The sequence below is a fragment of the Streptomyces dysideae genome (genome assembly GCF_001514305.1).
GTDB classification, from domain to species: Bacteria; Actinomycetota; Actinomycetes; order Streptomycetales; family Streptomycetaceae; genus Streptomyces; species Streptomyces dysideae.
Window position 1 is genome coordinate 232432 of the sequence record NZ_KQ949083.1, and the last position, 13575, is coordinate 246006.

The 13575-nt window shown below is 69.1% G+C and carries 7 protein-coding genes, 1 tRNA gene and 1 pseudogene; 4 read left to right on the forward strand and 5 right to left on the reverse strand.

The features are described 5' to 3' along the window. Positions 1–3 precede the first annotated feature (3 nt). Positions 4–1245: a formyl-CoA transferase gene (gene frc / locus AQJ91_RS17345; protein ID WP_067022133.1), complete on the reverse strand. Its 1242-nt coding sequence runs from the start codon at positions 1243–1245 to the stop codon at positions 4–6. A 10-nt stretch (positions 1246–1255) separates the two neighbouring features. Continuing rightward, the gene (locus AQJ91_RS17350; RefSeq protein WP_067022132.1) at positions 1256–2953 is read right to left on the reverse strand and encodes a thiamine pyrophosphate-binding protein; all 1698 of its coding nucleotides are present in this window, start codon (positions 2951–2953) and stop codon (positions 1256–1258) included. Positions 2954–3130: 177 nt separating this feature from the next. Here AQJ91_RS17350 and sucC point away from each other — a divergent pair, with 177 nt between their 5' ends. From sucC to AQJ91_RS17370, 4 genes are all read left to right on the forward strand, one after another. Beyond that, complete coding sequence (gene sucC / locus AQJ91_RS17355) at positions 3131–4261, forward strand: ADP-forming succinate--CoA ligase subunit beta (RefSeq protein WP_067022019.1); 1131 nt, start codon at positions 3131–3133, stop codon at positions 4259–4261. A 13-nt stretch (positions 4262–4274) separates the two neighbouring features. After that, the gene (gene sucD / locus AQJ91_RS17360; protein ID WP_067022021.1) at positions 4275–5174 is read left to right on the forward strand and encodes a succinate--CoA ligase subunit alpha; all 900 of its coding nucleotides are present in this window, start codon (positions 4275–4277) and stop codon (positions 5172–5174) included. 95 nt (positions 5175–5269) lie between these two features. After that, entirely contained in the window at positions 5270–6823 is a 1554-nt protein-coding gene (locus AQJ91_RS17365; RefSeq protein WP_067022022.1) for an aldehyde dehydrogenase family protein, read from the forward strand. A 173-nt stretch (positions 6824–6996) separates the two neighbouring features. Beyond that, positions 6997–7081 (forward strand) — tRNA-Leu (locus AQJ91_RS17370). A 766-nt stretch (positions 7082–7847) separates the two neighbouring features. On the opposite strand, the pseudogene AQJ91_RS54445 reads toward AQJ91_RS17370, so the two are convergent. The 3 genes and pseudogenes from AQJ91_RS54445 to AQJ91_RS17390 form a co-directional block, all read right to left on the reverse strand. Continuing rightward, positions 7848–8054, reverse strand: a pseudogene (locus AQJ91_RS54445) (transposase); the annotation flags it as partial. A gap of 186 nt (positions 8055–8240) precedes the next feature. After that, positions 8241–11186 carry a glycosyl hydrolase family 65 domain-containing protein gene (locus tag AQJ91_RS17385; protein WP_067022026.1) on the reverse strand — a complete coding sequence of 982 codons (2946 nt, stop codon included), beginning with the start codon at positions 11184–11186 and terminating at the stop codon, positions 8241–8243. A 30-nt stretch (positions 11187–11216) separates the two neighbouring features. Beyond that, positions 11217–13484, reverse strand: a complete 2268-nt coding sequence (locus tag AQJ91_RS17390) for a discoidin domain-containing protein (RefSeq protein ID WP_067022028.1) — start codon at positions 13482–13484, stop codon at positions 11217–11219. Between the last annotated feature and the right edge of the window lie 91 nt (positions 13485–13575).

Here is a 13575-nt window from a genome sequence, read left to right on the forward strand (position 1 = left end):
ACGTCAGATCACTCCGTTCGACTTGAGCAGGCGCAGCTCCTCGTCGCCGAGGCCGAGCTCGCCGATGTAGACCTCTTCGTTGTGCTCGCCGAGCAGCGGTGAACTGGTCACCTCGACGGGGGAGTCGGACAGCTTCAGCGGACTGCCCACGGTCACGAAGTCGCCCCGCTCGGGATGGGGCACGGTGACGACCATGTCGTTGGCGACCAGCGACCCGTCCTCGATGATCTCCCTGGTCGACAGGATCGGCCCGCACGGGATGTTGTGGGCGTTGAGCTTCTCCAGCACCTCCCACTTGGGCAGGGTCGAGGACCACTCCTCGATCAGCTGGAACATCTTGTTCAGCTTGGGCAGCCGGGCCTCCGGCGTCGCCCACTCGGGGTCGTCGGCCAGTTCGGGCCGGCCGATGAGCTCGCTGAGCGGCTGCCAGCCGACGGGCTGCACGATGACGTACACGTAGTCGTTCGGGCCGCCCGGCGCGCACTTGACCGCCCAGCCGGGCTGGCCGCCGCCGGACGCGTTTCCGGACCGGGGAACCTCGTCGCCGAAGTCCTCGTTGGGATATTCAGCGAGCGGGCCGTGTGCCAGGCGCTGCTGGTCGCGCAGCTTCACCCGGCAGAGGTTGAGCACAGCGTGCTGCATGGCCACATTGACCCGCTGACCGCGCCCGGTGTTCTCCCGCTGGTACAGCGCCGCGAGAATCCCCGCCACGGCGTGGACGCCCGTGCCCGAGTCCCCGATCTGGGCCCCCGTCGCCAGCGGCGGCCCGTCCTCGAAACCGGTGGTCGACATCGACCCGCCCATGGCCTGCGCGACGACCTCGTACGCCTTGAAGTTGGTGTACGGGCCCTCGCCGAACCCCTTGATGGAGGCATAGACGATACGCGGATTGATCTCCTGGATGCGGTCCCAGGTGAAGCCCATGCGGTCGATCGCGCCCGGGCCGAAGTTCTCGACCATGACGTCGGAGCGCCGGATCAGCTCGGTGAGGATGTCCTTGCCGCGCTCGGTCTTGGTGTTGAGGGTGATGCTCCGCTTGTTGCAGTTGAGCATCGTGAAGTAGAGGGAGTCGACGTCCGGGAGGTCGCGCAACTGCTTGCGCGTGATGTCCCCGGTCGGCGCCTCCAGCTTGACGACGTCGGCGCCGAGCCAGGCGAGCAGCTGGGTCGCGGAGGGCCCGGACTGGACGTGGGTCATGTCCAGGACGCGGATGCCTTCGAGTGCCTTGGTGGACGTAGCAGTCATCGGGGGCACCTCACTTGTACATGGTCTGGTTCATGGTTCCGGGGGCGTACGCGTCGGGATCGACCCAGACGTTGATCAACGAGGGCTTCCCGGACTCGCGGGCGCGGCGCAGCGCGGGGCCGATGTCGGCGGGGTCGCGGACCTCCTCGCCGTAACCGCCCAGCATCTGGGCGAACTTGTCGTAGTGGACGTCGCCGAGGGTGTTGCCGACCCGCTCGCGTTCCTCGCCGTACTTGGCCTTCTGGCCGTAGCGGATCTGGTTCATGGAGGAGTTGTTGCCGACGATGCCGACGAAGGGGAGGTCGTAGCGGACGAGGGTCTCGAAGTCCCAGCCGGTCAGGGAGAAGGCGCCGTCGCCGAAGAGGGCGACGACCTCCTTGTCGGGCCGCGCCTGCTTGGCCGCGAGCACGAAGGGGACGCCGACGCCGAGGGTGCCGAGCGGGCCCGGGTCCATCCAGTGGCCGGGTGACTTGGGCTGGACGACCTGTCCGGAAAAGGTGACGATGTCGCCACCGTCGCCGATGTAGATCGAGTCCTCGGTGAGGAAGTCGTTGATCTCGCTGACCAGCCGGTACGGGTGGATCGGTGAGGCGTCCGACCGCAGGCTCGGCAGCCGCTTCTCGATGGCGGTCTGCTCGGCCGCGCGCAGCTCGTCGAGCCACTCCTTGCGCTTCGACGCCCCGCCGTTGCTGTATCCATGAGAAGCGTGACCCGAGGCGGCCTCGGTGACCGCCTTCAGCACCAGCCCGGCGTCGCCGACGATCCCGAGGTCGATGTCGCGGTTCTTGCCGACGGTCCGGTAGTCGAGGTCGATCTGCACGACGGTCGCCTGCGGCGACAGCCGCTTGCCGTAGCCCATGCGGAAGTCGAAGGGCGTGCCGACGATGACGATGACGTCGGCGTTGGAGAAGGCGTAGCGGCGCGACAGCTGGAAGTGGTGCGGGTCGCCGGGCGGAAGTGTGCCGCGGCCCGCTCCGTTCATGTACGCCGGGATGTTCAGCGTCCGTACCAGCTCGATGGCCGCCTCGGTGCCGCGTGTCGTCCACACCTGGCTGCCGAGCAGGATGGCCGGCTTCTCGGCGTGGACCAGCAGGTCGGCGAGCTTCTCGATCGCCTCGGGGTCGCCGGCCGAGCGGGTCGACGCCCGGTAGGCGCCCGGCTTCGGCACGCGTGCCTTCGCCGCGGGCACCTTGGCGTCCAGCACGTCGCGCGGGATCTCCAGGAAGGAGGGGCCGGGCGCGCCGTGGTAGCACTCGCGGAACGCCATCGACACCATGTCCGCCGCGCGTGCCGTGTCCGGCACGGCCGCCGCGAACTTGGTGATCGGCGTCATCATGTCGACGTGCGGCAGGTCCTGGAGGGACCCCATCTTGTGCTGGGTGAGGGCCCCCTGGCCGCCGATCAGCAGCATCGGGGACTCCGCGCGGAAGGCGTTGGCGACACCGGTCACGGCGTCGGTCGTACCGGGACCCGCGGTGACCACCGCGCAGCCCGGCTTGCCGGTGATACGGGCGTAGCCGTCGGCGGCGTGGGCGGCGACCTGCTCGTGGCGGACGTCGACGACCTCTATGCCCTCGTCGACGCAGCCGTCGTAGATGTCGATGATGTGGCCGCCGCACAGGGTGTAGATGCGGTCGACCCCCTCGGCCTTCAGGGCTTTGGCGACGAGGTGACCGCCGGAAATCACGTCCTGGGTGTCGTCGGGCATGGCGAAGTCCTGTCCCTTCATAGGGGGTTGGAACGCTCTCGCAGTACATTGCATACAGTCGACGAATACTGTATGAAGCTTGTTATCCCGCATCCGGTGGGTGGTGTCCAGGGGGCGTGCGGCAATTTCCAGTCATCGGAGTTCGGCCTCGCGATGACTTCGCAGACAGGAGCCGAGATGGACCTGTACGAACACCAGGCAAGGGAACTCTTCGAAGAACACGGCATCTTGGTGCCGCGGGCCGAGGTCACCGACTCGCCCAAGGAGGCGCGCGGGATCGCCCGCCGCCTTGGTGGCCGCGTCGTAGTGAAGGCGCAGGTCAAGGCCGGCGGACGGGGCAAGGCGGGCGGCGTGAAGCTCGCCGCGGACCCGGCCGCAGCGGAGTTGACGGCACGCCAGATCCTCGGCATGGACATCAAGGGCCACCTGGTCGGCAAGGTGATGCTGGCCCAACCTGTAGACATCGAGAGCGAGTTCTACGTCTCCTACGTCCTCGACCGCGCGGCGGGCCGCTTCCTCGCGATCGCCTCCACGGAGGGCGGTATGGAGATCGAGGAGGTCGCCGCCAGTCGACCGGAGGCAGTCGCCCGTACACACATCGACCCGGCCGAGGGCGTCACCTCCGCGAAGGCGGCCGAGATCGCCGAGGCCGCCGGACTGCCGCCGCAGACCGTCGACGTCCTCATGCGGCTGTGGGAGGTGCTGGTCCGCGAGGACGCCGTCCTCGTCGAGGTCAACCCGCTCGTCCGGACGGAACGAGGCCGGATCCTCGCCCTCGACGGCAAGGTCACTCTCGACGACAACGCCCGCTTCCGGCAGGAGCGTTGGGGCGCCGAGGGTGTGGAGCACGGCGACGCGCTGGAGGCGGCGGCCGCGGCCAAGGGGCTCAACTACGTCAAGCTCGACGGCGAGGTCGGCATCATCGGCAACGGCGCCGGCCTGGTCATGTCGACCCTCGACGTGGTCGCCGGCTGCGGTGCCCGCCCCGCCAACTTCCTCGACATCGGCGGCGGAGCGTCCGCCCGCATCATGGCCGACGGCCTGTCCCTCATCCTCTCCGATCCGGCCGTCAAGTCGGTCTTCGTCAACGTCTTCGGCGGGATCACCGCCTGTGACGCGGTCGCCGACGGCATCGTGCAGGCCCTGGACGAGGTGCAGTTGACCAAGCCGCTCGTCGTCCGCCTCGACGGCAACAACGCCGCTCGTGGCCGCGCCATCCTCGACGAGCGCGCCCACCCGCTCGTCCAGCAGGCCACCACCATGGACGGCGCCGCCCGCCGTGCCGCCCAACTCGCCACCGCAGCCTGAGGAGACGGGAACCATGGCCATCTATCTCACCAAGGAGAGCAAGGTCCTCGTCCAGGGCATGACCGGCGGCGAGGGCATGAAGCACACCCGCCGCATGCTCGCGGCGGGCACCGACGTCGTAGGCGGCGTCAACCCCCGCAAGGCGGGTCGCACCGTCGACTTCGACGACCGTGCGGTGCCCGTCTTCGGGTCGGTCGCCGACGGTATGCAGTCGACCGGCGCCGATGTGACCGTCGTCTTCGTGCCGCCCGCCTTCGCCAAGGCGGCCGTCACCGAGGCCGCCGACGCCGGCATCGGCCTCGCGGTCGTCATCACGGAGGGCATCCCGGTCCACGACTCCGTCGCCTTCACGGCGTACGCGAAGTCGAAGGGCACCCGGATCATCGGCCCCAACTGCCCCGGCCTGATCACCCCCGGCCAGTCCAACGCGGGCATCATCCCCGCCGACATCGCCAAGCCGGGCCGGATCGGCCTGGTGTCCAAGTCGGGCACCCTGACGTACCAGCTCATGTACGAACTCCGCGACATCGGCTTCTCCACCTGCGTCGGCATCGGCGGCGACCCGGTCGTGGGCACGACCCACATCGACTGTCTCGCCGCCTTCCAGGACGACCCCGACACCGAACTGATCGTCCTCATCGGGGAGATCGGCGGCGACGCGGAGGAACGCGCGGCCGCCTACGTCCGCGAGCACGTCGCCAAGCCCGTCGTCGGCTATATCGCCGGTTTCACCGCACCCGAGGGCAAGACGATGGGGCACGCGGGCGCGATCGTGTCCGGTTCGTCCGGTACGGCGCAGGCGAAGAAGGAGGCGCTGGAGGCGGTCGGCGTCAAGGTCGGAAGTACACCGACCGAGACGGCCCGACTGGTGCAGGCGGCGCTGGAAGCGGGCCGTGACGTCACTCATGGTTGATGCGAGATTACTATACGGAGTCGCAGTGCTTCGCTAGCGTCCCCCGTAGCCATGCACGACCCGCCCCGACTGTGCACCGAGAGCGGAGAACCCCGATGGCAACCACCCTCACCTCAACCCTCACCCTCAAATCGGGCACGTCCTGGACCGACGCCTGGCGGCGCTGCCTCACGGCCGCCCCCGAAGCCTTCCGGGACGACCGTGTCCTCAACCTCTGGAACGGCACCTGGCAGGCGGACGGCCGGACGCTGCCCGCCACCAGCCCCGTCGACGGCAGCCCCGTCGCGGGCCCGCCGCGCCTGGACCGGGCCGCCGCCCACCAGGCCGTACGCGCATCCCTCGACCAGCACCGCGCCTGGCGGCACATCCCGCTCGACGAGCGCCGGGCCCGCGTCGCGGCCACCCTCGACGCCCTCACCGCGCACCGTGAACTGCTCGCCCTCCTGCTCGTCTGGGAGATCGGCAAGCCCTGGCGGCTCGCCCAGGCGGACGTCGACCGGGCCATCGACGGTGTGCGCTGGTACGTCGACGGCATCGAACCGATGGTGGCCGGCCGGGCCCCGCTGGACGGCCCGGTGTCCAACATCGCGAGCTGGAACTACCCGATGAGCGTGCTCGTTCACGCAGTGCTGGTACAGGCGCTGGCAGGCAACGCGGTCATCGCCAAGACCCCGACCGACGGCGGCGTCGCCTGTCTCACCCTGGCCTGTGCGCTCGCCGCCCGCGAGGGGATCCCCGTCACCCTCGTCAGCGGCAGTGGAGGCGAGCTGTCCCAGGCGCTGGTGCGGGCGCCGGAGATCGGCTGCGTCTCCTTCGTCGGCGGCCGCGACACCGGCGCCGCCGTCGCCACGGCCGTCGCCGACCTGGGCAAACGGCATGTACTCGAACAGGAGGGGCTCAACACCTGGGGCATCTGGAACTACACCGACTGGGACGCGCTCACAGCGGTCGTCCCCAAGCTCTTCGACTACGGCAAACAGCGCTGCACGGCGTACCCGCGCTTCGTCGTCCAGCGCGAGCTGTTCGACGAGTTCCTTGCGGCATACCTCCCGGCGGTCCGCACGCTCAGGGTGGGCCACCCGCTGGCGGTCGAGCAGCGCGACGACCCCCACCCGACGCTCGACTTCGGGCCGGTGATCAACGCCGCCAAGGCCAAGGAGCTGCAGGACCAGGTCGCCGAGGCCGTCGACCGCGGCGCCGTCCCACTGCACCGCGGCAAGCTGAGTGACGCCCGCTTCCTGCCCGGCCAGGACACCTCGGCATACGTCCAGCCGGTCACGCTCCTCAACCCGCCCCCGTCCTCCCCCCTCCACCACGCGGAACCCTTCGGCCCGGTCGACACCATCGTCCTGGTCGACACGGAGGCGGAGCTGCTGGCCGCGATGAACGCCTCCAACGGCGCGCTGGTGGCCACGCTGGCCACGGACGACCGGGCGACCTTCGACCGGCTGGCACCGCAGATCCGCGCGTTCAAGGTCGGCCACGGAAAGCCGCGCTCGCGCGGGGACCGGGACGAGCTGTTCGGCGGGTTCGGTGCGTCCTGGCGGGGCGCGTTCGTCGGCGGCGAGCTGCTGGTGCGTGCCGTGACGCGGGGGCCGGCGGGGGAGCGGCTGCCGGGGAACTTCCCCGACTACCACCTCATGCCGTGAGCGACAGCCGAACGTATCCCGTCAGTCGCTCGAGGTGAGCTCACCGAGGGGCCGGGGACATCGTCCCGGCCCCTCGCTGGAGGAAGGAAACGCAGGTGAAAGGCACTCCGAAAGCTTGGTATTGTTGTCCATGTCGCCGCGGGGAACATCCCCGTCCAGGCGGCAGACACCTGGTCCGGGTGGCGGAATGGCAGACGCGCTAGCTTGAGGTGCTAGTGCCCTTTATCGGGCGTGGGGGTTCAAGTCCCCCCTCGGACACACACACAGGGACGTTCACGAGATCGTCCCGAAGCGTTCACGAATTACCGGTCGAGTCATGTGACTTACCGGTAATTCGTCGTTTCTGGGGCCTCGAGCCTCGTGATCGGCTCGATGAGGGGGTGAGGCGGTGGCGGTCCAGGTACTGCGCCTCTCACCTGTGGAAACAGGACATGCCTGCGCGACGGCTGGTAGCCGTGGCGCAGGCATGTGGGGTTTTCAGGGGGCGGAGCGCGGCGGAGGTGTGTCACTCGCGTGGCGGAGGCTCGACCTGCTCGGTCGGAAGCGGTCGCGCCTGGGGCGGGTCGGTGGCCTCACCGGGTTGGGGTGCGGCGCTCTGCGTGCTGGCTTTGCGGGGCTGGATGCCCTGGTCGCGGAGGAACCGTCGGATGGCTCTGAGGTTCGCCACAAAGATGATGACGGCATTGAGCAGGGTCTGTGCCACGCGTCCGTGCGGCAGGCGGAGCCGGGGGTTGTCGATGCTGTCCAGGGCGGACTTCTTGAGGTTGCCGTTGCCGCCCTCGTTCCGAGAGGGCGGTATGAGACCCGATGCCCGATTTTTCGTTTCGTGCGGGGCAAGCGGGCAGGTAGTGGCGATGTCGGTCGACTACGGCCGAGGCTGGGTGAGCAAGCCTGGCTCGGTCTCGGTCAGGATCCCGCGGCCGACCAGCCGCTTGAGCTTGAGGCGGACGTTGTTGATGTTGTTGGGCGCGACCGCCACGTCCATCGCCTCGCACACCTGCCTCGCACGCAGCGGATGGTCGGCCGCCAGGTGGGCGGCGATCTCGCCGTGCGTGAGCCTCTTCGCGGACAGCGACAGCACCATCTCGTCGACTCCGGTCAGCCGCCGCTGCCGCTTCTTGACGATCTGCGGCTCGAACGTGCCCGAGGTGTCACGCGGGACTTTGACCTCGACCGGCCCGACGTCGGTCAGCACGGTCTTGGCCCGGCCCCCGTTGCGGGAGTTGCCGCTGCCCCGCGGTTTGGCAGGTCGCCACTGTTTCGGGCCGAATGAGAGGCGAACAGGCTGCGGCCACCGCCTCCTTATGGTGACGGAAGCTGCCAGTTTGGAATCACCCTTGGCCGGAGTACCTGGGTGCATCCGGCCAAGGGCGATGGTCAGTGACGGTTCAATTGGTTGGGTCCGCGCCCGGCGTGTTTACGAGTCGCATTGCGTCGCGTCGCCTGCCGGGTGCCTTGTGGGCACCTGCAGTGCTGTGCCGGGCTTGACCTTGCGTATGTCATCGCTGCCGATGCCGACCTGGACCGGGAGCGGCGGGCCGGAGCTCAGGGTCAGTTTCGTTGTCTGCTGGCCGACTGACAGGTCGAACGTGCGCCCCTGCCATTTCACCCCGGTGATGTCGACGCCCGGCAGCTGCGGCGGCAGGAAGGGGTCGATGGTGATCGCGTCGGTGCCCCAGCGCATCCCGGTGAACCCGTAGAGGAACTCCTGCAGGTAGCCGCCCTGGCCAGTGGTGAAGTTGAAGGCTCCGCCGTTGCGGGTCTCGTACCACTGGTTGAAGGGTGCGGCCTGGTACGGGTCGACGCTGTTCCGCATGTAGGTATAGGTCTGGCAGCCCGGTGATCCGAGGGCTGCGCTGGCGATGGTGGCGATCGCGTCCGTCATGGAGGGGCCGTTCGGGTCGGTGCGCGCCTGGTAGTAGTCGAGGTCGTTCTGGGCCAGGCTGGGCGACATCGGCACACTCCAGGGGTATTGCAGCAGCGTGACGTCGGCCTGCTTGACGGTCTGCCCGTTGTAGCCCTCGAACTCGGGGTGGATGTTGAGTTTCGTGTCCACCGGGATCTTCAGGCCGTCGGCGACCTTGCTCCATTCCGGATCGGCGGGCCGGCCGAGGATGCGGGCGGCGCGGGCGGCGATACGCAGCGATGCCTGGGCGCCGGCGTTGGTGGTCACGCTGTTGTCGACGTAGTCGTGGTACTCGTCCGGGCCCATGACGTCGTTGATGTCGTATCCGCCGGCCGGGTCGGGCTCGGCGCGCGTGGCCCAGAAGTCGGCGATGTCCTTCAGTACCGGCCACGCCTTGTCCCGCAGCCACGCCTTGTCGCCGCTCGCCTGGTAGTACTGCCACTGCGCCAGGGCGATGTCGGAGCTGATGTGGAGCTCGGTGTTGCCCTCGTTCCAGGGCGGCGGGGTCTCTTCCTTGCCGGTCAGCGCGCTCTGCCACGGGAACTTCGCGCCCTTGATCGGGTGGGTGGGAGTGGACAGTTCCTTCGCGGCGGCCCTGGCGGCGGGCAGCAGTTTCTGCCGGTAGGTGTTCGCGCCGTTCGCGATGTCGGGGTACTGGGCGAGCAGGGCCGGGTACATCCAGGTCTCCGTGTCCCAGAACACGTGGCCGCCGTAGCCGTCCGAGGACAGTCCGGCCGGGCTGAGGCTCCAGTTGACGCCGGCGCGTGTGCTCGCGAGCAGGTAGAACATGGATGCGCGGATCTGTGCGGTCATGGCGGTGTCACCGGGGATCGAGATGCTCGCCTGCCACAGGCGTGACCATGCCTTGTTGTTGCGGGCGAGAGCCTGCTGGTAGCCATCGGCGGCGGCGCGGGCCGCGGTCTTCGCGGCGGCCTGCTGCGGAGTCGCGGATCGAAGCGAGCGGTCGGTGTCGACGCTGGAGGCCACGCCCACGTATTTGGTGATCCGTAGCGGCTGGCCGGCGCGGACCGGGATGGTCGCGCTCTGTGCGGCGCTGCCGTCGTCGGGTTCGTCCATCGCCTTGGTCGGCACGGCTTTTTCGTTGACGCGCAGGACGGAGTTCAGCCCGGCGGTGACCAGGTTCCCGTCGCTCACGACGGTTTGTGACAGCGTCGCGGTCCTGCCGTCGACGCGCCTGTTTCTGGTCGAGGCGTATTTCAGTCCCTGTCCGTCGAACTGGTCCACGACGGTGGCCGTCCCGCTCCAGTGCGGTACGGCCCGCACGCTCACGGTGCCCAGATGGCCGTCCGCACGGTTGGCGTTGACCTCGTAGTCGAAGCTGGTCGTGTCGCCTGCGGGTGAGGTCCAGTCGAACGACGTGCTCAGTACCCCGGTGCGCAGGTCCATCGACTGCTGGTACTTGCTGGTGGTGCCGACGGTGGCGGAGGCGACCTCGGTCGGTGGTTGTGCGCCGTCCGGATACACCGTGAGGTGGTCGACGTTCACGCGCGCCGTGTCACCCTCCTCGACGGTGATCTTGAGCGTGTTCGCGCCCGCTGTCAGCGTCACCGGCACGGTCTGCACCGCCCAGTCGTCCCAGCCGCCCGTGCTGGACAGGGTCAGTTGCTGGAGTGTGCCGTTGACGCCGAGGTGGATGGTCTGCGGGCCGCCGCTCCCGTTCGCGTACCGCACGGCCAGCGTCGCCTTGCCGGCCGGCGCGTCGCGGATCGGGACGACGCCGGTACCGCCGACCGTCGGGGTGTTGTTGCTGTTCAGGCCGGCCAGGTAGCCGCCGGCGACCGAGCCGGGATGGGAGGTCTCGACGAACGCGCCACCGGAGATCTGCCCGTACATGGCCGGGCACAGCTGGTTGAACGCGCAGGACCAACGCCCGATCCCGTACGCAGCGCCGTTGCGGCCGAAGCCGAGTGTGGTCCAGCTCGGCAGGCTGGCCCGGTCCTCGAACTTGCTGGGGAGACGGGCGTAGAAGCCGGCGAGCTGGGACTGGGTGACGATGGGAGTGCTGCCGTAGCCGTGGCCTGCCGCGGGCACCCGCGCGGCGAGGTAGCCGTTGCCGATGAACGTCGGGTGATAGTCCTTCGAGGTGTCGGTCGTGCTCAGCACCCAGCCGTCGTCGCCGCCGGACTGGGCCTGTACCGGTGCGGGCGAGGCAGGTACCGCAACCATGCCCAGGAGCAGGCAAGCAAGGGCGAGCCCGATCGACGCCGTTCTCCTGGTCGTGCGTGAGAGGGCATGCCGACGGGCGGTCGCCGACGGCACCGTGTCCTCCGCGGTCCGGTTGCGGTCTCGGGCGCCGGATCCGGCGCGGGCGCCCGGGCTGGTCACCTTCGATACCGCGGCAGTCGCCACGGCCGTGAAACGGCCCCAGGCCGACATGCGGCGTGAGGTACCGAGCCTCACTTCTATGTCGTCTACGGACTCGCCGTACTCCTTCATCGAAACGCCACCTCCTTGTGGGTTAGGGATTCAGGCCGACCGCGTGGTGAAGATCGCGGCGCCGCCGGCGGGCAGTCGATAGCTGTACGTTGTGCTGCCCCACGGGACGTCGAACGTGGCGGGACCGCTGCCGGAGTTGTAGACCGCTGTCAGCCGGGTGCCGTCAGGCAGTTCTGCGCCCTTTCGCTGGATGCCGTTGTCCGTCTCCGCATGGGAAGCGGCCTTGCCGTCGGGGGCGAGGACGGAGACGTCGTGAATGGACCACCAGCTGCCGGAGCTGGCCTTGTTGACCACTCGGATGTAGCGGGCGGTGGTAGTGGGCAGCTGAATTCGGGTCACCGTGCTGCCGGGGCCGGTGGCGACCGGCTTGCCCCAGGTGGTGCCGTCGTCGGAGGTGTACACCTCGTACTGGCGGGCGAAGTCGCCGGACGATGCGCTGGTGTCCAGGACGATCTGGCTGAACATCTGGGCGGAGCCGAGGTCGAGCTGGAACCAGTCGCCCGGCTGCATGCCGTGGCCGGAGCTCCAGCGGGTTGCCACGTCGCCGTCGATGGCCTTGGACGGCGGGTCGTCCGAGCTGCTCGCGGAGGCCGATGCCTGCCAGCCGTCGCGGGGCAGGGCCGCCTCGCCGGTGAGCGGGGTGAGAGAGGCACCGGTGGGCAGGGTGTAGCCCAGCCACTGGTCACCGATGCGTACCTGGGGCTGCTGGGTGAGCAGCTTGCTGTCGTAGGTGATCAGGGCCTTACTGCCGTCGGCGTTGCGGAAGGGGATGTCGACGGAGCCGATGGCGGCCAGGTCGGTGCTGCCCCGCTGGGTGCCGTTCCAAGTGAAGGTCGCGGCCGCTCCCGCCGCCAGGGTGTAGGTGAAGTGGCGCTTGCCCCAACCGACGTTGAAGGTACGGGCCGTGCCGCCGGAGTTGTAGGTGACCAGGGCGGTGGAGCCGTCGGGGTTGGTGAACGCGACGTCCTCGACGCTGCCCTTGCCGAGGGTGTTGGAGGCGACCCGGCGGGCGCCGGGCTGGACGAACTTGCTGGCCTGGGCGAGCCCCCAGTAGTCAACCGTTGGCGTGTACGACCACGTGCCGTCGGCGTCCTGAGCGACCGTCACCACCGGGCGGCAGCCTTCGCATCCGTTGTTCCTGGGGCCGCCGTCGGTGTCCAGGGCGATGTTCCAGCGGACGATGCTCTGGGCCCAGTTCCGCGGGCCGTTGATCACGTTGTCCATCGCGCCGGCGAAGCCGCCCTGCGCGTCGCCCTCCCAGTTGCCGCCGGAGCACTCGGTCTGGAAGGCGGGCTTGTTGGGGTAGTCGTTGTGGACGACGGTCTGGTTCAGGACCAGCTCGGCGGCGGCGTAGCAGTGCCAGGCCGTACCGGCGACGTTCCGGGCAGTGGCCGGGTCGGCGTAGAGGGATTCGGGGTAGCTGGGGACGTCCCAGTTGTGGTCGTAGCCCAGGACGCGTGTGGACAGCCCCTGTCTGCGCAGGGTCGGGGCGAGGTGACGGGTGATGAAGGTCTTCGCCTCGTCGGTGGACAGGCGCATGCCCGGGTAGGCCGACGGTTCGTGCAGCGGCTCGTTCTGCGGGGTGATGTAGCGGACCGGGAGGCCGGCCGCCGCGTACGCCTTGAGGAACTTGGCGAAGTAGTCGGCGTACGGCTGGTAGGCGTCCGCTCGCAACCGGCCGACGACCATCGAGTCGCTGGTCTTCATCCATCCCGGTGGGCTCCACGGGGTGGCCATGACCGTCATGTTCGGGTTGAGCGCGTGGGCTTGCTTCAGCAGGGGGATGGTGTACGAGCGGTCGTGGTCGATCGAGAAGTTCGCGAGCGTGGGGTCGCTTTGGCCGGCGGGCATGTCGTCGTAGGAGTAGTTGCCGCTCACGGTGAAGTCGCTGGCGCCCATGGGCTGGCGCAGGACACTCAGGCCGATGCCGTCGCGGCGGCTGAACAAGTCGCGCATCAGCGCGGCACGCTGCTTCGAGTCGAGCTTAGTGCCGACCAGCCAGGCGGAGGAGTCGGTGAACGAGGCCCCGAAGCCTGTCATCGGCTGGTACTTGCGGGTGGTGTCCACGGTGATCGTCGAACCGGATGAGCCGGAGGGTGCGGGTCCGGCCTTCCAGGTCACGGACGGCTGCTTGGCCAGGCGGGTGCCGGTGGACAGGTCAGTGAGCCAGACCTGCGCCTTCCCGGGTGTGGGGGCTGCGGAGGCCGGTGCGGCTGCCGGAAGGACGGGGAGTGTGGTGAGCAGGGTCGCGGCGACTGCCAGGGCGGCCCGGCGCCGTTGCCGGGTGGTGGGTTTCATGGTGCGGCTCCTTGCGTGCAGTGCAGTGCTTCGGTGCAGGACTGCGGTGGTGCGAAACCGGCGCGTGGGGGGCAAGGAAAGGCGCCGGAGC

Excerpts from the sequence above, each read along its gene's own strand:
- frc (WP_067022133.1), bottom strand. The coding sequence starts at position 1,245 with ATGACTGCTACGTCCACCAAGGCACTCGAAGGCATCCGCGTCCTGGAC.
- AQJ91_RS17350 (WP_067022132.1), bottom strand. The coding sequence starts at position 2,953 with ATGCCCGACGACACCCAGGACGTGATTTCCGGCGGTCACCTCGTCGCC.
- sucC (WP_067022019.1), top strand. The coding sequence starts at position 3,131 with ATGGACCTGTACGAACACCAGGCAAGGGAACTCTTCGAAGAACACGGC.
- sucD (WP_067022021.1), top strand. The coding sequence starts at position 4,275 with ATGGCCATCTATCTCACCAAGGAGAGCAAGGTCCTCGTCCAGGGCATG.
- AQJ91_RS17365 (WP_067022022.1), top strand. The coding sequence starts at position 5,270 with ATGGCAACCACCCTCACCTCAACCCTCACCCTCAAATCGGGCACGTCC.
- AQJ91_RS17385 (WP_067022026.1), bottom strand. The coding sequence starts at position 11,186 with ATGAAGGAGTACGGCGAGTCCGTAGACGACATAGAAGTGAGGCTCGGT.
- AQJ91_RS17390 (WP_067022028.1), bottom strand. The coding sequence starts at position 13,484 with ATGAAACCCACCACCCGGCAACGGCGCCGGGCCGCCCTGGCAGTCGCC.